Raw genomic sequence first — 22,232 nt, forward strand, 5'->3', positions numbered from 1 at the left:
ACCCATGCAATACCGAAACCAAACCCTTCAAGCCCTAACCGCCTAAAATAAAACCAGTCCAACTTTCAGGGGCAAGTTCATTCGAGGTCTGTAGAGTAAACGGGTTTAGCTCACCTGAGGCCCCAAACCCCACACGTCTACTGCTTCTTCAGTTCACCTCGGGGAGCGATCACAATCCGAGGGCTGTACTGCGGCCGCAACCAGGTAACCAGCGTGACCATCTGCTTCTCGGTCACGGATACACACCCGGCGGTCGATCCCTTGCCGTGCTTGTGAACGAAGATCGCCGAACCCCGCCCCGCTTTTCTAGCCGAGTTGTAGTCCACCACGGCCACGTGACTGTACTGCGGGATTGTCGAAAACACCTCGGCGTCCTTTGCGGGGCAATTACCGTTGGGCGCGTTCATCCAGGTGTTGTAGTGGCGCGAGCCGGACCGTGCACACCACTGGTCATTGCGGTCGGCGCGACGGTATTCGATCCTTGTACCCTTGGGTTTTGCCTTGGTCCCAAAGGTGAATGGGATGCGGTATTGCCCCATGGGCGTCTTGCCGTCGCCTTCCCGCTTGTCCGAGGCGGTCGCCAGTCCCTTGTACCCGAACCGGGCGTCTTTGAAGGTGTGTGTGCGGTGCCAGCGTTCGTCGTTGCGGAGTTCCCACAGTTCTACGGTGCCGGTTTTGGAAGATCGAGCCGAGGTGTGTGCGACGACGAGCTGCCGGCCGCCTTTGGGTTTGATTCCGTGCGGGAGACCGTATGCGAGCACGCCAGTGGTGATGGTTCCGCGTTGGAACTTCTGGCGGAGTTTCCCGTCGTTGCCGATCCACGAACTACCCGTGGGGTAGCCGTACTTGCCGCGTTCCCAGTTGTTGTTCTTCCAGATCCAGCGGATCGCACCCCACGTGGCGTGGGCACCGGTCTTAGGCGACCAGTGGATGGAGCCGTTTTGGAACTTCTGGTAGCATCCGCCGCCACGCAGGCCGCAACGCTCGCTGGAGACTGGGTAGCCGAGTTTGCCGCGTTCCCAGCCGGTACGTTTCCACTCGTTTCGGATGCCACCCCAGGTGGGGTGGGCGCCGGTCTTAGGTGACCAGTGGATGGAGCCGTTTGTAAAGGCGCGGTAACAGCCACCTCGGGGGAGGCCGCAGCGGATGCTGCCGGTTGCTTTGCCTAGCTGCTTTGCGTGTTTCTTTGCCGCGGCGTTGATCTGGCTGGTGGCCTGCCGAGGTGTTGCAGCGTGGGCTGGCGTTGCAGCAATGGCTGGTGTGAAAAGTGCGAACAGGGCGCAGAAGGCAATAGCCAGCACAACAGAACGATGGGGAAGCGTGTTCATACGGAAAGTGTATAGATTCTGCGGATGGTGGGCGGGGAGCGTTATGTGGCGCGTCGCTTCTTGATGTATGAGGTGGTGGCGCTGATTGCTACGGGGAGCATGGAGATTCCGAGGATGAGGAGAATGATCCCGTCGATCGAGTGAGTGATGCCTGGGATGTGGCCAAGGAGGGCGCCGATCAGCACCATTGAACCCACCCATGCGAGGGCCCCGCCTACATTCCAGAAGACAAAGTTGCGGTACGGCATTTGGGCGGTGCCGGCTGCGACGGGCACGTAGGTGCGCACGATGGGAACGAATCGGCCAATGACCAGGGCTAGAGGGCCGCGGCGGTTGAAGAATGCTTCTGCGGTGGCGAGTCTGTCGGTGCGTAAGATGCGGGCGTCGTCATAGGTAGCGTTCACGGTAGCAAGATTGGTGTCGGCCGCAACATTGAACTGGATGGCACTCGTCGATGAGTGGACGCCCCGCACTGCAGTCTCGGCGTCCTCAAGGTTGCCCTTCTCCTCCACGAACCATTCCAGAAACGGTACCACCCGACAGGTTCAGGACCCGGGACTCAGGGCGTGAGATAATGGGCCAATGATCTTCGACGCAAACCCTCGATGGACATCTGAGCAGCAGGTTCCGTTCCTCTGGATAATCCTGCACCTGGGTTGCCTGCTAATGGGGCTGGTGCTCGCCGCGCTAACCATGCCGTGGCCGGGCGACAGGGTCCTCGCGGTCTGGGTCGCGTTCGGCACGATGCTGGTGCTGTGTCTGGTGCTGCTGGCGATTGCCAGTTGGTGGCAGACGAAGTTGCTGCGCGAGCTGCGCAGGGTGTCGCCCTCACCCTGGCGCTGGATCGCTCTACTGGCAGCAGTCGTGGCCGTGGTGCTCGTCTTGACATGGGCGACGGGGGTGCAGGCCGGAGCCTCCGAGATGCTCGTGAGCCTGGGAATCTGGATGCTCACCGCCGTCCTGCTGGTCCCGGCCATCTCGGTCGGCACTCACGCCTTGGTGAAGATCCTCGCTGCGCGTACTCCTGATGCTCCGACTCGCTGACGTTGCCGTTGGCTCCAGAAGCTACCGTCCGCTTCAGACCCCGCCCGCATACCGGCGGGCTTTACACACAGTGGTAGCGCCTGCAGACAGGGGTAGCGTCTGGCGACAGCGGTAGCGTCGACCGATGAGCGAGACCCTCACCGAGTTGGTGCTGCGCACAGTGGAGCTGGTGCCGCCCGGGCGGCTGGTCTCCTACAGCGACGTCGCGGCTGTGCTTTACGGATGAAGAAATCGACGAAGCCGCCGCAGATATCCTGGAAGGCATCGAAGAGGAAGCCCCGCACCATCACCAATATCGGCGCCGTCTTTAGCCATGAGAGTGCCCCTCCCAAGGGCGTTGTGCCCTGGTGCGGAGGGCGATGAGTTTCGTAGGATTAACACATGCTGGTACGTATTCCGTTGCTGCTGGATGTTGACGCCCGGCGCGACGATGTGCTCCATGTGTATTATGTCGGTCTCGCAACCGAGGAACTCAGCCGTACTTCTCCGCCTTTGAACGGTAACCCCAACGCATCTCGGCCCGCGACAAAGGGGCTTCGAGGAATGTTCAACTCCCTAACCGGCACTGACGAAATCGCGCCCTTCGTGTTCAATGAAACCGCCGGATGCTGGTCGGTCAGTTCCGTACACGTCAATGCGTCGGTGAAGCCCGATCAACAAGGGGCCCGACTATACGACCGATACCCCAAACGCGATCTTCCCGTGAGCTTTGTCGTCACCGGTCGGCTCATCGACAAAGCCAGGATTGATTTCAGCATCGATCACCAGTTGACCAACCTGACAATCGACGTGATCCAGCAGCGGGCCATCCAACCTGGTGAAGACTGGTTGCCCAGCTAAAAATCAAGCAAACTCGCCCGAACGGGTCAACACCCTGTTTGATTCGGCGTTTTTGTGCACGGTTGGCCCCGCCCGCTAAGGAGCGCGCCAGCTGTAGAGATCCGTATCCCCCTACCTCCTGCACGCTTCGCGCGTGGTTGGCTCGGAAAGCACGAGTAGGCAGGAAACCGGCACAGTGTGGTTATGGGGGTAGGCCGAGGCAGACGCACAGTGGGTGGGCAGGGGAGCCGCCCGAGGTGGTGCCCGCGCGCTGCGTCTAGGGTGTGTTTGGCAGTGTGGGGAAGCGGGATTTTTCTGTGAAGACTCCTTTGACGTCGAACATGTCGATGCCGCGTTCATGAAGGCCGGTCAGTACGCGCTCGCTGATGATCCAGGCGTAGCTGTGGTGTTTTTCGAGCCAGGCGTAGGAGCTGATTTCGCTGGTGCCTCGGGTGTTTTCTGCAAACCCGATGTAGCCTTCGACTTTGCCTTCGTTGAGACTGTAGAGGTCGACTTCGTAGGTGGAACAGCCGGTAACACCGAGCTCTTCGACTGCCTGGGCGAATCTGCGAGAGACGAGTGTGGGCGGGCCGCCCCAGAGGATGTCGCCGCGGCGTTTGCCTCGGCTGTACGTGGAGCGTTCGAACCAGATGGGGAATGGGATTTCGTCGAGTTTCCCGTCGGCAATGACATTTTTGACTTCTCTGCCGTCTTCAAGGGTGGGTGAACCGAGTTCAGGCTTGCCCTCCCACATGGGCACGGCCCAGAAGTCACGCTGGGTGCTAAGTGGGTAGATCTCGTACCACGTAGTCATCGCCTGTTCCCTTTTCTCTTTTTCCTCAGCATGCCCCTTTGTTCGGGGGTTATGCCTGTTGCCGGTGGTGCGAAATCTGGACCTTGAAGGGGACTCTAGTCGCCCTTCATCAAGTGGAACCTCCGGAAACCAGGATTTATTCCGTACGAGAAAGCTCACAATCTACATTCACAGACTGCTGTGAACAAGAAATTTTTGGAATTGCGATAGCTGTCTGACCAGGGATTTCATAAGAAAGAACACTCACTGAGTGGAAACGCGATGCCACCAACCCATTCGACGCTTTCGCCGTGTGTTCGGACACCAAGGTGGGTAAGAACGTTGACGCGGATGTGTCGACAATCGATCTCCTGATCCCTGCCACCACAGATTCCGCTCAGCTTCTCGCCGGATACGCCCGCCTTGAAGGCCTGGGTGGACGCACCATTGTGTTCTCTACGTACCAGTCGATCGACGTAATCGCCCAAGCCCAAAAAGAGGGCCTGCCTGACTTCGACCTGGTGATCTGCGATGAAGCTCACCGCACAACGGGCGCCAACCTGGCTGGTAAAGAGGAAAGCGCGTTCACCAAGGTCCACAACCAGGACTTCATCCACTCAGCCAAACGCCTGTACATGACGGCTACACCGCGCGTGTTCGACGAAGCAACCCGCAAGAAAGCGGACGAACAGTCCGTTGTTGTGGCCTCCATGGATGACGAAGCGCTCTACGGCCCTGAGTTCTTCCGCTTAGGCTTTGGCGATGCCGTAGAACGTGGCCTGCTCACGGACTACAAAGTGATCGTGTTGGCTGTTCACGAAGATTCGGTGAACAAGCACATGCAGAACGTGCTCCGCGACGAAGACGGCCAGCTGAAAATCGACGACGTTGCCAAACTCGTGGGCTTCTGGAAAGGCATGACCACCCGAGGTGCTGACCCGGCCGCACCCGCTGACCCCAGCGAACCCAACGAAACCAGTGCCCGCCTCCCACTGAAACGCGCGGTCGGTTTCGCCTCGAATATCCGCGAATCGCAAAAGATTGCACGCTCACTGGAACTGGTTTTACAAGAACTCGCTGAAGGTAGTGAAGCGAACGCCGCGGACCTCAACATCAAATCCGAGCACGTCGACGGAAGCATGAACGTTGCTGTGCGCAACAGTCACCTGCGCTGGTTGGCTGAAAGCCCTGAAGACCCCAGGGAAGCTCGTGTGCTGATGAACGCGCGCTGCTTGTCTGAAGGCGTCGATGTTCCCACGCTCGATGCCGTTGGGTTCTTCAGCCCGCGCAACTCCCAGGTTGACGTCGTTCAGTCGGTTGGGCGCGTTATGCGCCGTGCCGAAGGCAAAGACTACGGCTACATCATTCTTCCGGTCACGATCCCTGCAGGAATGACCCCCGAACAGGCGCTCAAAGACAACAAGCGTTACAAGGTCATTTGGTCGGTGCTCAACGCTTTGCGCTCGCACGATGACCGCTTTGAAGCGATCATCAACAAGATCGACCTGCAACAGAACCGCGACTCCAAGATTGAGGTGGACACGGTCGCGGTTGACGACGACGGGAAGGTCGTCGTTGTCGACCCAGATGAGTTTGCGCAGGGCGAGCTCGCGCTGGAGTTCCCTGGGCTCGAAGATTGGAATGACTCGATCTACGCCAAGATCGTGGAGAAGGTCGGGGACCGTGAGTATTGGGAGAACTGGTCGGGTGAGATCGCCAAGATCGCTCAGGCGCACACTGACCGTATTAGCTCGCTGGTCTTTGATGACCCCACCGCCGAGGTGGAGCGTGAGTTCGCGCAGTTCGTTAAGGCGTTGCGGGCGAACCTCAATGACGGGGTCACCGACGTTGATGCGGTGTCCATGTTGTCCCAGCACATCATCACAAAGCCCGTGTTTGATGCGCTGTTTGAGGGTTATGACTTTGCGGCTCACAACCCGGTGAGTCGGGTGTTGGATTCCATGGTGCAGGTGTTGGAGGGCAATCACCTGCGTGCTGAAACCCATGAGCTTGACGGATTCTATGCGTCGGTCGCCCGTCGTGCCGAGGGCATCGACAATGCTTCTGGCAAACAGCGAATCATTACGGAGCTGTCCGAAAACTTCTTCAAGAAGGCGTTCCCCAAGCAGGCCGAAGCCTTAGGCATTGTCTACACCCCGATTGAGGTTGTCGACTTCATTTTGCGGTCAGTGGATCAGTTGTCAAAGAAGCACTTTGGCAAGGGGCTCACGGACGAAGGCGTTCACGTGCTGGACCCGTTCACGGGAACGGGCACATTCATTGTGCGACTCATCCAGTCAGGCATCATCAGCCCGCACGACCTTGCTCGTAAAACAGCGGGCAGATTACAGCTTCTTTGCGGGCCCACTGAGAGTGGGCGACTTTGATCATGGGCATTGTGTCCGTGGTTGGCTCAATTCTGAATTGGAACTCGATGTGTGACCCCACCGGCAAGACGGATTTCCACTCCCGCAGCGTTTTGGTTCGTCGTCAAGAAATCTTTGAAGGATTCTGTGCGGCACCGATCACGTCGTTAGTTATTCATCGCGTATGAGCTGCACATCATTAGGTTTAATGCTCCTTATGGCATTGATTAGGTCCCGTTAAATCAGAGAGTCGAATAAATTATTGTTTAACCTCTTGAAAATCAATTTTTAAACCTTTTTGTTCTACCTGTTGTTTAAACAGCTCTGTAAATCCTACGATATGTTGTCGGGATGTGTTTCTAACGCAATAAACAGTATTGCGAATCTCCTTCATAAATACTGGCGTTTCTACAAAAGGCTCATCTTCATCCCCTAGCCACTCATCATATTCTGATTTCTCTTCGTTTAAAATGCTTTGAATGTTGGTTATTTTCCCAATATAACAATTAATGATCTCACCACCTATCATTAGCTCTGCTTCAGAAAACTGCATTTCGCCTTCGAGTAGAAGACTCATTTTTTCATAAAAATCAGTAGAAAAGACCAACAGACTATCTATGCTGTCATATTTATCGGTAAGTTTAATATTCTTAGTACTGAAACCTTCCTGTCCTCTAAATTTAGGTTTCGTATTTAGTTCGCCTTCGTCATATAAGAAATAAAATTGTATTTCCGTTCTATCGCTATTCATCAGCTCTATGTAAGACTCTGAATTAAGCAGTTTACTGTAAATAGAATATAACTTCATTCTTGACTCCTTGTTCATTCAAATAGGGGATGCACAGCTGTGCTTGTCAGTATTACATCCGTTTCTAATGTTCGCGGATCCACACGCGTACCCAGCCAGTACTGCTCCCACTCGGTGATCGTGAAGACGATGGCTGCGTGACGTTGGGCGCGGAATGCGTCCATCCACTCGACGCTGTCCCCGGCGGCGAGATTTCGAGGAGGAAGCTGGTCAGCCGGTAGGTCAAGCGGGCGTGGACTGTCACCAGATCGGAGTAGTGTATGGCGGCGGATCCTGTCTTTGCGTCACGTACCTACACGCTCTGATCATGGCTAATAGCAAGCCGCAACCGGCACTACCTTTTGGCACTCGCCCCACCTTTTAGCGCCTCGCTCCCAGCCTTGCCGGTCGGGGTTCACATCGCCGGACTCCACCTCCCGATCGCACCAGATCGCGTATCCACACCGCCCGAGCAGACCACTCAACGACCAGCACCACGGCACGTATTCCCTATCGGCGAGCTAGTTTCGCCCCATCTGCGTCATCCGCGCACCACAAGCCCCTGTATCCAACTTGATACGGTCTACGATCCGTTCACGGGAACGGGCACATTCATTGTGCGGCTCATCCAGTCGGGCATTATCAGCCCACACGACCTTGCTCGTAAGTACGCAAATGAACTGCACGCCAACGAAATCATGCTGTTGGCGTATTACGTGGCGGCGATCAACATTGAGGCCACCTACCACGGTGTTGTGGGAGGTGAGTACGCGCCGTTTGAAGGATTCGTCCTTACGGACACCTTCCAGATGACTGAAGACGGCGACACCCTGGACGCAAAGATGTTCACACAGAACAACGACCGCGCGGTGCGTCAGTTGAACAACCCGATCCAAGTGATCATCGGTAACCCGCCGTACTCTGTAGGTCAGTCGAACGCGAATGACAACAACGCGAATCAAAAGTATGCAACTCTCGACGCGCGGATTGAAGAAAGTTACGCAGGGCTTTCTTCTGCAAAACTGAAAATCAGTCTGTTTGACTCCTACATTCGTGCCATCCGTTGGGGCACAGACCGTTTAGGTGACAAGGGTGTCTTGGCGTATGTCACTAATGGTGGTTATATCGATTCAAACTCAGCGGACGGGCTGCGCAAGAGCTTGTTAGAAGACTTTGACCACTTATATGTGTACAACCTTCGTGGAAATGCACGAACTTCAGGTGAGCAGCGCCGTAAAGAAGGCGGCAATGCGTTTGAGCAGGGAAGCCGTGCCACCGTAGCTGTCATGCTGGCAGAGAAAGACCCTGCACACAATGGTGACTGCGTTCTGCACTACCGCGACATCGGCGATTATCTGAGTCGCGAAGAAAAACTGGAAATCGTTGAGGCGTCGAATGTCCAGACTCTTGAATGGTCTGAAATCGAGCCGAACGAGCGTGGCGAATGGATCAACCAGTCGTCGGGAAGCTTTCAAGAGTTTTCACCTTTAGGCTCGAAGGAGAAAAACGAAACGAGAACTCAGTCGCCGCTTTTTGTGACATATTCTGCTGGTCTAAAAACCAACCGAGATGCATGGTGCTACAACTCCTCTCTGGAAGTATTGACACGAAATATTAAGTCGATGTTGGTCGCATATAGCGATGCTTTGGAGTCATTTACGCCTGAGAGCAAAAGAGCTAATGAGATCCTCGAGGAGGCAAAGCGTCACGTTGAATATGATTCGACAAGAATCAGTTGGAATCTGGGATTGCTTAAAGACCTTGCAAGAAAGAAACAGCACGCCTTCGAATCTTCGAGCTTACGAGGTGGAGCTTACCGTCCATTCCAGCGTCAGCAGGTGTACTTCTCACGTGAGTTGAATGACGCGATATACCAGCTACCACGCATGTTCCCGGAAGTGGGGATGGAGAACTATGGGTTCTATGTTGTGGCTGCAGGAGCGGGCCACACCTTTTCGCTGCTGGCGGCTGACACCATCGTCGACCTCGCGCTTTGGGGCAGTGGGAGTGGCCAATTCTTCCCGCGGTTCACGTACGAGAAACTCGCGGAAGGCTTAGGCGAGGGGGAAGCGCAAGCTGCGTTCGACCTCGGCGGCGGGAAACCGACGAGTGACACCGTGGTGAACGGTTACCGTAGGCTCGACAATATTTCCGATGATGCGCTGGCCCGCTACCGGGCGGCGTTTGGTGCGGATGTGACGAAGGACGATATTTTCGCGAGCATTTACGCGCTGTTGCATTCGGAGCAGTACCGCACTACGTATGCGGCGGACCTGAAGAGGCAGTTGCCCAGGATTCCGTTGCCGGACACCTCGGAGGATTTCCGAAAGTTCGTGGAGGCGGGTGAACACCTGCTTGAGTTGCACATCCGCTATGAGGAGCAGCCGGAGTGTCCGTTGGGTGAAGAAACCGTCTTGGGTGACGACGGTGATCCTGAGTTTTATCGGGTGAAGAAGTTGCGTTGGGGCGGGAAGGCGCGTACGCCTGACAAGAGTCAGATTGTGGTGAACGACAACATCACGTTGACGGGTATCCCGGATGAGGCGCACGAGTATGTGTTGGGGTCGCGTTCGGCGTTGGAGTGGATTCTGGATCGGTATCAGGTGAAGACCGATAAGGCGTCCGGGATTGTCAACGACCCTAATGACTGGGGGTTGGAGCGCGGGAACCCGCGTTACATTGTGGAGCTTATTAAGAAGGTCGCCCATGTGAGTGTGGAGACGGTGAAGATCGTGAAGTCGCTACCGAGGCTGACCCTGAAGAAGTAGGGGGTTTTTAGCTGCTCCTACGCCGTGCGTTTGGCTACCTGCACGACCTTCCAACCGTCGGGCAGTTCCCACACGTAAAACGTGGCATCTTGTGGGGGAGCCTCGAATGGCTCAGCCCCACCCGTAGTGTGTCGCACCAACAACTGCCCACCCGGTAGCAACCGGCCGTTCTGAATTCACGTGGTTAAATGTCGCGCTCCCACAACACCAGTTCTTCGTCACGAGCGCCACCGCCCAGGACGCGTGCGATCAGCTCTTCTGCGTCCTCATAGCTGATAAAACCCAGCGAATCGTCGTCGCGTTCCTCAACCGGGTTCGCGAACAGGTCTTCTAACGCGCTCACCTGTTCAGGCTTCATGTACTGCCGGTACTTCGCTAACCATGCCTGTGCGTTCTCCGCAGGGTTGCCTTCACCCAGGCAGTCATCATCATAGAATTCGCTGGCGGATGTAACCATGTCAGAGAAAATGAATCCCGCAAGATCGTCGGCAAGATATTCGTCTTCATCTTCGTCGTTGATTAGCACAACCACGGGAGCGGAGTCGCCGTGTACCCGCTGGGTAAGAAAACAGCACAGATTGCCGCCGGGTTCCATGGCGAAAGGCAAGAGCCCCAGGTCAGGGTCAATGTGGCGGTAATCATCCGGTTCGGCCATCATGTCAAGCTGTTTGGCAATCTGGGTGAGGTCGAGCAGCTCAAAGTTCGTGCTGAAGTGCAGCAGGGAAATGGCCTCCCCGCCCGCCGGCGCGTCCAGTATTCCGTCTGCTACCAGGCGCAGAAACTCAGCCGGCCACTCACGGGAGTACCGAGCTGCGACCGCTTGAAAATCGCTCACACTTGTCATGAATGCTCCTGACCTCACACGCGCTATTGAAAGGGATCTTACGGGTTAAAGGGAACGTCGATCATAAACTTCGAGTGGTCCTGTGGCAGGTACTTCACAACAGGAATCACCATGCCCACGTGGACATTCTTGAGAACTGAGCGGTCACACCGTAGTGCTCAAGCTCTGGTGAGGGTGGTTCCGAAAGCCCACGGGCAATACGGCTTTGGTGCAAGACGCGAGCACGCCGGATTTCCTCTTGTTCGTTCCCCGGATGGCCAACGATTCCAACTCGTGAACTTCCGCGTCATCTCTGCTTGTAGAGCGGAACGCTTTCACAGCCAGCATGAGCAGAACAACCGCCACAACAGCGACGACACCGATCATGATCGGTTCACTAAACAGGGTCATGCGCGTTCCTCGCTACTTACGTCTGGGAGTTCTCCTGGCTTGAACGTATACAACGAGGGTGAACGGTAGGTGCTTCTAAGTGAAATTTTGGTGCGTTTCACCCACCCGCCTATCGGCTCAGCACGGCGTATAAGCGGTCCTGCATAGCATTCGTGGGCACTTATTTATGCGGCAAGGATCCTTGTGTCAAAATAATGTTATTTCGCTGGCTCGTGTCAGCGAGATTTCTTACCACTAAAGGAGGGGTTCATGCGCGCACTTCGTGCCGCTTGTGCCTCGCTCGCGGCTGTTGCGATCACTGCTTTTTCGTTCGCCACTGTCCCTGCCTTTGCGGGGCCAGATGACGATCGCAGCGTCGAGACGAAGGCACACATTGACGCGCCCAAAGTTTTTTGGAACAAAGCGTCGAACACATTCGACATCAACTCACAGGCCAACGGGAAAACAGCTCCGCTCGACAAGACCGCCAACTGGGTGGGCCGTGGCTACAACGACGACGGTAGCCAGAACTACATCTTCCCGGTCACTGACGACCACCGCCTTAGCTTCCTTGGCAAGAACGGCCAGCTTCTCTACATGGCGCCACAGGTCCCAGGGCCCGGCAACAGCCCCATTTGGTCAGGCTTTGGCGCTGACACGGCAGTTCCTATTGAAAAGTTCCGTGACAAGAACTTCGCTTTGGAACTCGTGGGCTTCAACGGCCCCGGTGAGATGAACATGTTCAACTACTCGACGTTCGGGAACTTGCCCGTAACTCGCTTGTTCTCCTCCCACGACAAGGTTTCACGTACCGTGTGGCTCGACCCAGGTACGCACACCCACAACATCACGACGTTTACCAAGCCGGGTCGCTACGAAGTCACTTTCGACGCAAGTGCGCGGATGTCTGATGGTGCCTTCACTGCCTCGAAACCCACCACGCTGGTGTGGCGCGTGGGCGGTACGAACCCTGCAGATGAAAAACTCGGCGACGTGAAGACCGCCTACGACAAGGCCGCAGGTGTCACCGGACCTTCCGCTCCGAGCTTCACCATCGCCCCACACGCAGGTAGCGAAAACGACGGCGACAAGAACCTCACCGACCTCACCTTCAACGCCGGTAACGACGCCGCTGAAGGCACGGTCGTGTTCTACATCGACGGCTACCACCTCGCTGAAGTCCCCGTCAAAGGTGGCAAGGCAACGTGGAGCGAAATGATTGGCTCCAACACCTCGGCATTCCAGGCCGTGTTCGTGCCCACCAAGGGTGCTGCACGCTGGGTCAGTGCGCCTCTGACAACAAGCACCGGGCAAAAGGCAGTGACCACACAGGCTGCAGGGCAATTCCCCATGGAAACTCCCGACGCACCTGCCGGTGACTTCCCCACAGGCGAAGTGCAAGTCAGCTCGCGTGACGTGTCCGTCAACGCGCACACGCAAGGTGACGGCAACCTCGTCACAATCGGCACGAAACCCGCAGATGACTCGCTCATCTACAACGTGACCGGTGGCTTTTACGAAAAAGGCTTCGACGAACCGACCTGTTCGGTTGATGTCGTAAGTGGTCCTGGGCGTCGTAGTCTCCAGGTAGATCGCGAATACTGCAAGGGGGACGAGTACACGCTACGGCTGACATTGGAGCCGCAGCCGCGCGCCACCATTGGCAATACGGAAACCATTGACCTTGGACAGGTGAATGGCACGGGCAAACCTGTCCAGACGCAGTTCTCTGACGGCGGAGCTACCACCACCCCAGACCCAGGTGAGGGCAACGAAACGCCTGACCCCGGTGAGGATAACGAAACGCCTGACCCTGGTGACGGGAACGACGGTTCAGACGGTGGGCTCTTGGACACGCCTGTCACTATCAACAAAGGGCACGTGGACTTGCGCGCCATGGACGTCAACGGAGAGTTTTCAGTGGCGCTTGGCGACGATTCGGGTCAGCACGCCCCGGAGTCCGTGACTCGCACGATCGACTCAACGACCCTGGAAGTGACCAAGCTTGCGAAAGTGAAGCGTGAAGGTGACGTGCTTGCCGACCCAAGCTACGACGTGCTTGGTCCCAAAGGCGCTGAGTTCTACATTCTTCCGCAGGCTCAACAGCCAGGTCGCGTGTGGCCAGGTTTCTCAAGCGAAACCCTTGACCGAAAGAAGTACCCTGAGGGCGCGACGATGACACTCACCCCAGTGAGTGTGCCTGAGGGTGGCAAGTGGTTTGCCTACACAGAAAACCTTGGCGCCATTCAGACCATGTACGCGTCGAGCGACAAGGCTTCTGACATTCCACTCCCACCCGGCACGCACATGCACACCGCATGGGCATTCACCAAGCCTGGGACGTACACGATCGATGTGACGGCGCGCGCTAAGCAGGTGACCGGCGGTGCGCGAAGCGCGGGTGGCGACGCGACTGCGAAGACCCAACGCCTCACGTTCGTCGTAGACCACAAGTCTGGTGGGGATGACGGTGACGGTTCAACCCCTCCGACGGAAGCCCCGGGTGAAGAGCCTACGCAGGCCCCCACTCAGGCTCCAGGCGAGGAGCCTACGCAGGCACCGTCGGAAGCGCCTGGTGAGGAGCCAGGTGAAGAACCCGGCGAGCAGCCGTCACAGGAGCCAGGCGAGCAGCCGTCACAGGAGCCGGGCGAACAACCTGGTGATGACCCCAGTAAGGATCCTTCGCAGGAACCACATGACCCGGACAAGCCTGGTGAGTCCGATACTGACGACAGCGGTACGCCTGATGACAATCAGACTGAAACCCCTGGCGATGCCAACGAAAGCGGCTCGGACAACGGTGCGGAAAACACCTCGGGCGGTTCAAGTGACAACACTTCGAACGGCTCCAACAGCACTGGCTCAAACGGCTCCGCTTCCAACAACGGCGGCTTCCTGCCGCGTACGGGTGCTTCGGTCCTGCCGATCGGCCTGACTGCGGGCTTGCTCGTTGTCACTGGTGCTGCGCTCCTTGCAGCTACACGCCGTCGCAACAGCTAAGTTCGGCACAAGAAAGGCCCGCACTTCCCTTGAACGCGCTCCCGTCAGGTGTTCTGAGAAATCAGTTCATGTTGGCAGGTCGCGGTTCGGGAGGTGCGGGCCAACTTTCTGCTACCCCGGGAGCGGCAGGCCTGCAACCACCTCGGGAGCGGCCACCCCAGAGCCAAACCCCCCTAGTGGGTGGTCCGCAGAGTCAGCTGCTTGACGAACAACGCCAGCACAAGGGCGGCCACAACAAACGGCACGCCACTAACGAACACCAAGTGCATCGCCTCACCCATGCCCTGATGAATGGCATCGACAATTGGCCCTGGCAAGGACTCAAGCTTTGACGGATCCAAAGCCGAACCCACCCCTGAGTCCGCACCCATCGCACCGCCTATCTCCTTGGCCCCTGCGGGCAGGTGTTCCTGAATCTTGGGCACCATCGCTGCACTCATGATCGACCCCAACACCGCAATCCCAATCGTGGAACCAACGTTGCGGAAGAACTGCACCGCTGCGGTTGCCACTCCCAGCTCAGTGCGGTCAACCGCGTTCTGCACCACCAGGGTGTACGTTTGCATGGACATGCCCAAGCCCATGCCCACAGCCGTCATCGCAAGCGTGAGATCCCACAGGTTCGACTGCCACGTCAGCATCGACAACAGTACATACCCGCCCAGCAGCATCATGGCACCCAGAATCAAAATCACCTTGTAGTTGCCGGTCTTGGTGATCACGATGCCCATCAGAATCGACGTCACAATCATGGCCACGTTCAGCGGAATCAGAATCGCTCCCGACTGCGTAGCCGAAACACTCAACACGCCCTGCGCATACACCGGGATGTAAATGATGGCCCCAAACATGGCCACCGCAATGAAGAACGACGCCAGAATCGACAGCGACACCGTAGAACTCCGCAGCATGCGCAACGGAATCAGCGGGTTTTCCACCCGGGTTTCAACCCACACGAACGCGGCCAGCAACACCACGGAAACGGCACCCATGCCAAGAATCACCGGCGAGGACCACTCATACGTGTTTCCACCCCACGAGATCGCCAGCAACCCAATCACCAGCCCCGGCGTCAGGGTGATGATGCCCAGGTAGTCTAGTTTGCCCTGCGACCGTTGCTGAGGCACGTGCATGAACTTTGCCAAGAACACCAGGGCCACGACCCCAATGGGCAGCGCCAGGTAGAACAAATAGCGCCACCCCAGTGTGTCCGTCACCCAGCCGCCCAAGAGGGGCCCCGCGACCGAGGCGATCCCAAACGTCGCCCCCATCAACCCCTGGTATTTACCCCGCTGCCGAGGTGGGATGATGTCTCCGATGATCGTTTGGCTCAGCGGCATGAGGGTTCCCATCCCCGCGCCCTGGAGGGCGCGAGCGAACACAAGGAACCAGAAGTTAGTGGCCATCCCGGCGAGCGCTGCTCCCAGCATGAACACCACCAGACCGCCGATGTAGAAGGGCTTGCGCCCGTACATGTCGGACAGTTTTCCCACCACCGGCACGGTGACGGCAGACATCAGCATCGCAGCCGTTGCGATCCACGAGTAGTGCTCCATGCCACCGAGCTCAGCGACGATTCGTGGCAGCGCAGGCCCCACGATGGTTTGGGAAATCGCGGCCACAAACATTCCCAGCATCAGCCCGGCGATGACGAGTTTGCCTTGACGGTCAAGCCCCGTGAACTCGCGCGGTGTTTCGGTGGAGTCAATGTTTACAAGGTTGTGGTCGGTGGCTTCAGGCGCGGTGTTTTCATCAGGCAGCTCTAAGCGGGTGCGACGCGTTGCACTTTGGGTAGATTCGCCGGTTTGTGGTGCGTGGGAAGGTTCGACCATGAACTCCGTCCTGAAAAACTTGCAGTCTGTGAAAGTTTGTGACGATTTGAGCTTATGCCTGGTCGGTTGAAAAGTGAAGTAGTAGGACCCAAAATTGTGACGAACGAAACGCTTGTGTTGCGCCCGACCGCCCCACTGAGTGCGTCACTGAGCCGGGGAACGAATGCCACGCGTGAACAGGTGCTTGTCTAGCATGAGTGCGAGGAAAAACATGGACACTCACAAACAACCCCAGGGTCTACGCGAAAAACGCAAACGCGAATCCCGCGACGCCATGCACCGCGCGGCACTCGAACTGGTCTGTGCTCACGGGTTGAACAACGTCACGGTTGAACAGATCGCCGAACGCGCAGGTGTTTCCGCCCGGACCCTCTTCAACTATTGGGGCACTAAAGAGGCAGTGGTGCTTGGAGCCGAGCCCGCCTCGGACGTGGCCCTTGTCAAAGTTCTACATGACCGGCCGGCAGACGAAGACGTTGCCGAATCCCTAGCAGTTGTGCAGCAGGCGTACCTCGAATCCGTGACTCCGGACCGGTCAATTCGCACGCTTAAGCGCAAAGTGATGCGACGGGAGCCGCAGCTGGCGCAAATGTCAGTCAACTACCACAACGATGTGCAGCGCTCACTGATCGAAACCTTGGCCGGGCGTTTGGAAGCCGACTTTGACCAGGATGTTGCTTGTGACCTGGCGACTGTCGCGATCTATGACATGTTCGCGAGCGTCCGCGCGGCCTTTGCTCTGTCCATGAGACATGACATTGATTTGTTCGAAGCGCTCGCGCGCATCAACGCTTACCGGGCGGATGGGCTACTCGCGTTTTCACGTGCGTAGGTGGTGCGGGCGGGGCTTATACTTAATGCAATCGTTCAGCCCGCCCCGACATTCGTTGGGAGTGGGCTGGATCTTTTTTAGCTACGTGTTCGGCGCGTGTTGAGCATCACCCAGTAACCAAGTCTCCGGTGGCGTAGAGTTTGTTTGTGCTATCGCGTCGTCACAACAACTCATCTGGCCCTGACCGCAGTCACTCCAATAATCACTCCAACCAGGGCAACGATGCGATCGACCCTGCCGGAATGCGTGCCATCTGGCTACTTCTCGTCGCCGCGTTCGTGTCGATCCTCAACGAAACCACCATGGCGATCGCCATTCCCACCCTGAACGAAACCCTGGGCATCCCACCCGAACAAGGCCAGTGGCTCACCAGCGGATTCATGCTCACCATGGCAGTGGTGATCCCAACCACCGGGTTCCTCATCCAACGCTTCACCACCCGTCAAGTGTTCCTGGCCGCCGCCAGCCTCTTCGCCCTGGGAACCGCCGTGTGTATGCTGTCCCACGGCTTCCTCCCGCTCCTGGCTGGCCGCATCATCCAAGCCTCCGGAACCGGCATCATGATGCCCCTGCTCATGACCACCATGATGGAGGTTGTGCCCTCTCACCAGCGAGGACGCATGATGGGCCGAGTCGGCATGGTCATCTCTCTGGCCCCCGCCCTGGGCCCCACCATGTCTGGCATCGTGCTGGACACCCTGGGCTGGCGCTGGCTTTTTGGCATCGTCCTGCCCATCGCTCTTATCTCGCTGATCCTGGGTTGGCGCTGGCTCGCCAACCTGGGTGAGACCACCACCGCGCCCATCGACGTGCTCTCCGTGGTGCTGTCAGCGTTCGCCTTTGGCGGGATCGTGTTTGCGCTCAATCAGTTCGCAAAGGGTGGTTCCGCCGCCGAGGTGTCCTCACCTGAATCTGCCTCCGGTGGCTCCGGTGTGGTAGCGCTGGGCGGGTTCCTTTCCTCACCTGTTGGAACATGGACGATTCTTGGCGCCAGCCTTGTGATTTTGGTGCTGTTCGTTTTGCGTCAGCTATCTCTGCAAAAACGTAACGGCGCCCTGCTAGACCTGCGTGTGTTCTTGTCTAGCAACTTCGTGGTGTCCGTCGCCATCATGGCGATCATCGCGCTGTCCATGTTCGGAACGTTCTCGCTCCTGCCCTTGTACCTACAATCCGTTGTGGGGCTGAAAGCCACCCAGTCCGGTCTGGTGATGCTGCCCGGTTCAATTCTGATGGGTCTGCTGGGACCGGTCATGGGACGCATCTACGACGCTCGCGGGCCCAAGATCCTGCTGATCCCCGGCACCATCTTCGTTGCCGGCGCCCTGCTTTCGTACTCGACCGTGGGCGCGCAAACCCCCGTGTGGTGGATCGTAACCACGCAGATCGTCATGGCGCTAGGCCTAGCCGGATCCTTCACCTCGCTGTTCTCTGCATCCCTGGGATCCCTGCAACGACACTTGTATTCGCACGGTTCAGCCGTGCTCAACACGTTGCAACAAGTGGCCGGAGCCGCCGGGACCGCGATGCTCATTGGCGTGTATTCGGCCGCGCTTCACTCGGGAATAACCGCCGGACTCACGGTTGTCCAAGCCGGTGAACCGGGAGCACACTCTGCCTTCCGCATCGCCATGATCGCAGCGCTCGTTGCCGTTGTGCTGTCGGTTTTTGTGCGCAAACCCGAAGAAGACGAACCGCAGACCCGCGCCGTCATCGCGGACGACTAACCGAGCCCGCCCGCGGGCTCCCGTCAGCGCAACCGTCCCGAGGTGTCAGACACCCTGGTGCCCCACCTCGGGGGCGGTCACCGCTTGGGCAACGGCAGGTGGGGGAGGCGCTGGCGACGAGCAACCAGGTCCACGGCGTGAGCGTCCAACAGCCGGTCTTCTTCGCTCTTGAGTTCCAGCTGAGGCACCTCGCTGGCTTTGCCCAGTTCGTTGACGTGCACAAAGATCATGGTGCAACGCGTGGTGAGCCTGAACTTCATATCGCGTGGGTTGGCTGAACGCACGCGCAAGGAAACGTGCACTGAGTGTGGGCCGGTGTGGATGATCCGCCCGTCGACTTCCACAACATCGCCAATGTGAACGGGTCCGTGAAAATGCACGCCACCGGTGTACACACACACCGTGGACTGGCCAACAAAACTGGTGGACAGAGTCTGTGCACATTCGGTCAGCCAGCGCATGACAATTCCACCGTGTGCGTTGCCACCCCAGTTCACGTCTGACGGGTTGGCCAAGAACCGCAGGGTCAGCTTAGGCGTTGTGCCCTCATCGCTAAACGTTTGCGCGAGCGTGACGTGGTGAATGGCCTTGCGCGCTTCGATGCGTTCTAAAGCGTCTTGCGAAAGCTCTTCGTCTTCACGTGTGCGTGGGCGCCATTGGGGGATCTCCACCGGTTTGCGGTCATCGTCCATAGCCACAAACACCAGCAGGCAGTGCGTTGCTAACGCGAACTCACCCGTGCGCGGATTGGCCGATTCCACCGTGACCAACACGTGCATGCTGGTACGCCCCGTGTAGATGATCCGCGCCGAGGCTTCCACCAACGCACCAGGCCGGATGGGCTGTGAAAAGTGCACGTTTCCCACGTACGCGGTGACACAGTAGCGCCCGCTGTACCCGGCCGCACACGCGAACCCGGCTTTGTCGATCCACTCGAGAACTCGGCCCGCCTGGATGCTTGAACCGTCTTTGGTTTCATCTGTGGGGGCCGCAAGAAACCGGAGCGTGATGCGGTCGTGCATGGGGCATTCCTCTGACTGTGGACACGGAAGTTCCGACTATTGTGCCACGATCAGCCACTGCGCCTAGAGGTGACCGCCCAATCCGGGACGGCCAGCGGTGCCGGTTCCGCGCGCAATCGCCCGACCCATCGAGTCAAACGCCCGCAACCAACGACTTGGGCGGTCCCCAGAAATGGTGGGCGGCATCATCACCACTGGGCAGTCCACGTTGTACACCACCCGCGGTGCCAACAGTGGTTGGGTGACGGGGTTGCGTGGCGCATCGAGTACCAACAGGCTGGCGTTCTTACTCACGTTGCGCAGCACCCGTGACGTTTCGCCACGGAAAACGTGTACGTCAACCACGGAATCGGGGCCTTCTACGGCTTCTGCGCCAAGAACGGAAATCACATCGGCTTTCAGCTTCGCTACTTCTGGCTCCAGGGGCCTGCGACCGGTGGTAGGTGGCGAGGCGTAGGTGTTGAAGCCGCCACCAGCGGTAGATGCGCGCACCGCGATCAGTCGACCGCCTCGGGCACGGACCATATCCATGGCCCACGCCAGCGCTGTGGGCGAATTCGACGTGTCTGAAACCCCCACAACCACCACGTATTCGCGGGATTCGTCAGGGACTCCCGTGGCAGGTGGTTCCGAGGTGTCCTCTACTTCAGGTTGAACGTCATGTGAGCGAGGGGCGGTTGTCATTGTTTTCCCTTTCGTGAAACTTATTTGGGCAGGTGTGAGATCTCGTTACCATCTTCGTCGAATTCGATCAGTGGTGGTGCGATTTCTTCAAGCGACTTGCCTTCAGCGTCGACGCCCCACACGGCAGCGACTGCCGCACCTATGAGCATGACGCCGGTGGCTAACAGGTAGCCCCACATCATGGGTTCGCGTGAGGTTCCTTCACCAATGAGGACACCAAACAAGACGGGACCTAGCGAACCTGCGATTTGGGCGATCGAGAAGAAGTATGAAATTGCTTGTCCGCGAACTTCCTGGGGGAAGATTTCCGACACCGTCAGGTATCCCGCCGAGGCTCCGGCAGATGCGAAGAAGAACGATACGCACCAGAACAGTGTGTGGGTGAGTGGGTTGAGCATGTCGTTGACGAACATGAGTGATGAAACCGCTAGCACGACACCGGAGATGCTGTAGCACCCGGCGATCATCTTCCTGCGTCCAACCGAGTCAAAGAGTGGGCCAAGCAGAACGGGGCCCAACAGGTTTCCTAGCGCGAACGGGAAGAAGTACAGCGCGGCCTCGGAGGCTTTTAAGTCATAGAAGTTCTGCAGGACCAACGAGTACGTGAAGAAGATGGCGTTGTAGAGGAAGCTTTGCGTGATCATCAGGGTCGCGCCCAGCACTGTTCGTGTGGGGTAGAGCTTGAAGAACACCCAGATGAGTTGCTTGAAGCTCAGGCCTTCAGTGCGGCGCAACCAGATGTAGTCTTCCTTGGTGCGCTTTGGGAGCTCACGTCCAGATTCCTTGACCTCCTGCTCAATGGCTTGGACGATCTTTTCGCCTTCTTCTTCGCGGCCGTGCTTTGCCAACCAGCGGGGACTTTCTGGAATGTGACGGCGCAGGTAGATGATTCCCAGACCCAGGATTGGGCCCACCAGGAACGCTAGGCGCCACCCGATGTTTTGGTCGAAGTACCCTTCGTTGAGGAACACGCTACTCACGGCGGCACCAATACCGGCACCTAGCCAGTACGTTCCGTTGATGGCCAGGTCTACGCGTCCGCGGTGTTTTCCGGGGATGAGTTCGTCGATTGCCGAGTTGACCGCGGAGTACTCACCACCGATTCCCATGCCGGCGATAAACCGGAAGATGTAGAAGAACCACGGTGCGGGAGAAGCTGCACAGATCAGTGACGCTCCGAGGTAGAGGAAAAGTGTGAGCACAAACATTTTCTTGCGCCCCACTGTGTCTGTGAGCCGCCCAAACAAGAGCGCTCCCGTGACTTGGCCAAGCAAATAGATGGTCGCAGCGAAGGTAACCTGCAGGGTGGTCATGTTCAGTGAGGATTCGAAACCTCCGGCTGCAACGATCTGGACTTCAACACCGTCGAGAATCCATGCGGTGCCTAGACCAACAATGACCATCCAGTGGAATCGTGACCACGGCATGTCGTGCATGCGGATGGGAATGCTGGTCTTGATTGGTTTTTCGGTTGCTGACTGCGCTGTCGACATGCGATCACCTTCTGCTAACTGCGGGGATGGGGGAGTGTTTGGTTATCTTCGTCGCGTCATCAGTCTGAGGCCTCGGGCGCGCCGAGCATTTTCCAGGTATAGCACGTATCTTTCTCAATGGCGTGATGAGAGACACATTTAGATTCTTCTCTATGCTCTTTCGCTTTGGCCTGCCGGTCGTTAAAATAAGTAGTACAACTTTCAACTACTTAAGGGGATGTGCTCATGACTTCGCTACCTCAAGGACTTTCTGCAGGCACGTGGAACATTGATGGTGCTCACTCGACAATCGGATTCACTGTTCGCCACGGTGGAGTTTCCAAGACTCGCGGAAAGTTCGACGTCATCGCTGGGTCCGCGACCCTGGGTGACACGTTTGAGTCCCTGTCCGTTACCGCAACTGCAGACCCAAAGACCATTAACACCGGAAATGAAACACGTGACGAGTGGACTTGCCCCTGAAAGTTGGACTGGTTTTATTTTAGGCGGTTAGGGCTTGAAGGGTTTGGTTTCGGTATTGCATGGGT

At 57.5% G+C, this 22,232-nt stretch carries 18 protein-coding genes; 8 read left to right on the plus strand and 10 right to left on the minus strand.

Annotated features, from left to right (window positions below; translation table 11 throughout):
- Positions 1-137 precede the first annotated feature (137 nt).
- Positions 138-1,328, minus strand: coding sequence for a L,D-transpeptidase family protein (locus QP868_RS10945; RefSeq protein WP_284926601.1), 1,191 nt, complete (start codon positions 1,326-1,328; stop codon positions 138-140).
- Positions 1,329-1,369: 41 nt separating this feature from the next.
- Complete coding sequence (locus tag QP868_RS10950) at positions 1,370-1,840, minus strand: DedA family protein (protein ID WP_284926602.1); 471 nt, start codon at positions 1,838-1,840, stop codon at positions 1,370-1,372.
- A gap of 70 nt (positions 1,841-1,910) precedes the next feature.
- Between QP868_RS10950 and QP868_RS10955 the strand changes: the two genes are divergently transcribed.
- Positions 1,911-2,372: a hypothetical protein gene (locus QP868_RS10955; RefSeq protein WP_284926603.1), complete on the plus strand. Its 462-nt coding sequence runs from the start codon at positions 1,911-1,913 to the stop codon at positions 2,370-2,372.
- A 381-nt stretch (positions 2,373-2,753) separates the two neighbouring features.
- On the plus strand, positions 2,754-3,212 hold the full coding sequence (locus QP868_RS10960; protein ID WP_284926604.1) for a hypothetical protein: 459 nt from the start codon (positions 2,754-2,756) through the stop codon (positions 3,210-3,212).
- Positions 3,213-3,468: 256 nt separating this feature from the next.
- Here QP868_RS10960 and QP868_RS10965 read toward each other — a convergent pair whose 3' ends face one another.
- Positions 3,469-4,005, minus strand: coding sequence for a hypothetical protein (locus QP868_RS10965; protein ID WP_284926605.1), 537 nt, complete (start codon positions 4,003-4,005; stop codon positions 3,469-3,471).
- Between the two features lie 290 nt (positions 4,006-4,295).
- Between QP868_RS10965 and QP868_RS10970 the strand changes: the two genes are divergently transcribed.
- The gene (locus tag QP868_RS10970; RefSeq protein WP_284926606.1) at positions 4,296-6,371 is read left to right on the plus strand and encodes a DEAD/DEAH box helicase family protein; all 2,076 of its coding nucleotides are present in this window, start codon (positions 4,296-4,298) and stop codon (positions 6,369-6,371) included.
- 238 nt (positions 6,372-6,609) lie between these two features.
- Here the strand turns inward: QP868_RS10970 and QP868_RS10975 are convergent, their stop codons facing one another.
- Positions 6,610-7,158 carry a hypothetical protein gene (locus tag QP868_RS10975; RefSeq protein ID WP_284926607.1) on the minus strand — a complete coding sequence of 183 codons (549 nt, stop codon included), beginning with the start codon at positions 7,156-7,158 and terminating at the stop codon, positions 6,610-6,612.
- Between the two features lie 380 nt (positions 7,159-7,538).
- Between QP868_RS10975 and QP868_RS10980 the strand changes: the two genes are divergently transcribed.
- Positions 7,539-9,905, plus strand: coding sequence for a type ISP restriction/modification enzyme (locus QP868_RS10980; protein ID WP_284926608.1), 2,367 nt, complete (start codon positions 7,539-7,541; stop codon positions 9,903-9,905).
- Between the two features lie 184 nt (positions 9,906-10,089).
- Here QP868_RS10980 and QP868_RS10985 read toward each other — a convergent pair whose 3' ends face one another.
- Together QP868_RS10985 and QP868_RS10990 are read right to left on the minus strand one after the other, a co-directional pair.
- Positions 10,090-10,749 (minus strand): SMI1/KNR4 family protein, encoded by a 660-nt coding sequence (locus tag QP868_RS10985; RefSeq protein WP_284926609.1) that lies wholly within the window; start codon positions 10,747-10,749, stop codon positions 10,090-10,092.
- A 144-nt stretch (positions 10,750-10,893) separates the two neighbouring features.
- Complete coding sequence (locus tag QP868_RS10990) at positions 10,894-11,139, minus strand: hypothetical protein (protein WP_284926610.1); 246 nt, start codon at positions 11,137-11,139, stop codon at positions 10,894-10,896.
- 249 nt (positions 11,140-11,388) lie between these two features.
- Between QP868_RS10990 and QP868_RS10995 the strand changes: the two genes are divergently transcribed.
- The gene (locus QP868_RS10995) at positions 11,389-14,118 is read left to right on the plus strand and encodes a choice-of-anchor M domain-containing protein (RefSeq protein WP_284926611.1); all 2,730 of its coding nucleotides are present in this window, start codon (positions 11,389-11,391) and stop codon (positions 14,116-14,118) included.
- 173 nt (positions 14,119-14,291) lie between these two features.
- Here the strand turns inward: QP868_RS10995 and QP868_RS11000 are convergent, their stop codons facing one another.
- Complete coding sequence (locus QP868_RS11000) at positions 14,292-15,950, minus strand: MDR family MFS transporter (protein ID WP_284926612.1); 1,659 nt, start codon at positions 15,948-15,950, stop codon at positions 14,292-14,294.
- 211 nt (positions 15,951-16,161) lie between these two features.
- On the opposite strand from QP868_RS11000, the gene QP868_RS11005 reads away from it, so the two are divergent.
- The gene (locus tag QP868_RS11005; protein ID WP_284926613.1) at positions 16,162-16,782 is read left to right on the plus strand and encodes a TetR/AcrR family transcriptional regulator; all 621 of its coding nucleotides are present in this window, start codon (positions 16,162-16,164) and stop codon (positions 16,780-16,782) included.
- 242 nt (positions 16,783-17,024) lie between these two features.
- Positions 17,025-18,506: an MFS transporter gene (locus QP868_RS11010; protein ID WP_284926618.1), complete on the plus strand. Its 1,482-nt coding sequence runs from the start codon at positions 17,025-17,027 to the stop codon at positions 18,504-18,506.
- Positions 18,507-18,583: 77 nt separating this feature from the next.
- Here QP868_RS11010 and QP868_RS11015 read toward each other — a convergent pair whose 3' ends face one another.
- The 3 genes from QP868_RS11015 to QP868_RS11025 all read right to left on the minus strand — a co-directional run bounded on the left by QP868_RS11015 (position 18,584) and on the right by QP868_RS11025 (position 21,705).
- On the minus strand, positions 18,584-19,528 hold the full coding sequence (locus QP868_RS11015) for an acyl-CoA thioesterase (protein ID WP_284926614.1): 945 nt from the start codon (positions 19,526-19,528) through the stop codon (positions 18,584-18,586).
- 63 nt (positions 19,529-19,591) lie between these two features.
- Entirely contained in the window at positions 19,592-20,212 is a 621-nt protein-coding gene (locus QP868_RS11020; protein ID WP_284926615.1) for a universal stress protein, read from the minus strand.
- A gap of 20 nt (positions 20,213-20,232) precedes the next feature.
- Entirely contained in the window at positions 20,233-21,705 is a 1,473-nt protein-coding gene (locus QP868_RS11025) for an MFS transporter (protein ID WP_284926616.1), read from the minus strand.
- A gap of 225 nt (positions 21,706-21,930) precedes the next feature.
- Between QP868_RS11025 and QP868_RS11030 the strand changes: the two genes are divergently transcribed.
- Positions 21,931-22,167 (plus strand): YceI family protein, encoded by a 237-nt coding sequence (locus tag QP868_RS11030; protein WP_284926617.1) that lies wholly within the window; start codon positions 21,931-21,933, stop codon positions 22,165-22,167.
- Positions 22,168-22,232 lie beyond the last annotated feature (65 nt).

Origin of the sequence: Brevibacterium sp. UMB1308A (assembly GCF_030230605.1) — a bacterium.
Lineage (GTDB): Bacteria > Actinomycetota > Actinomycetes > Actinomycetales > Brevibacteriaceae > Brevibacterium.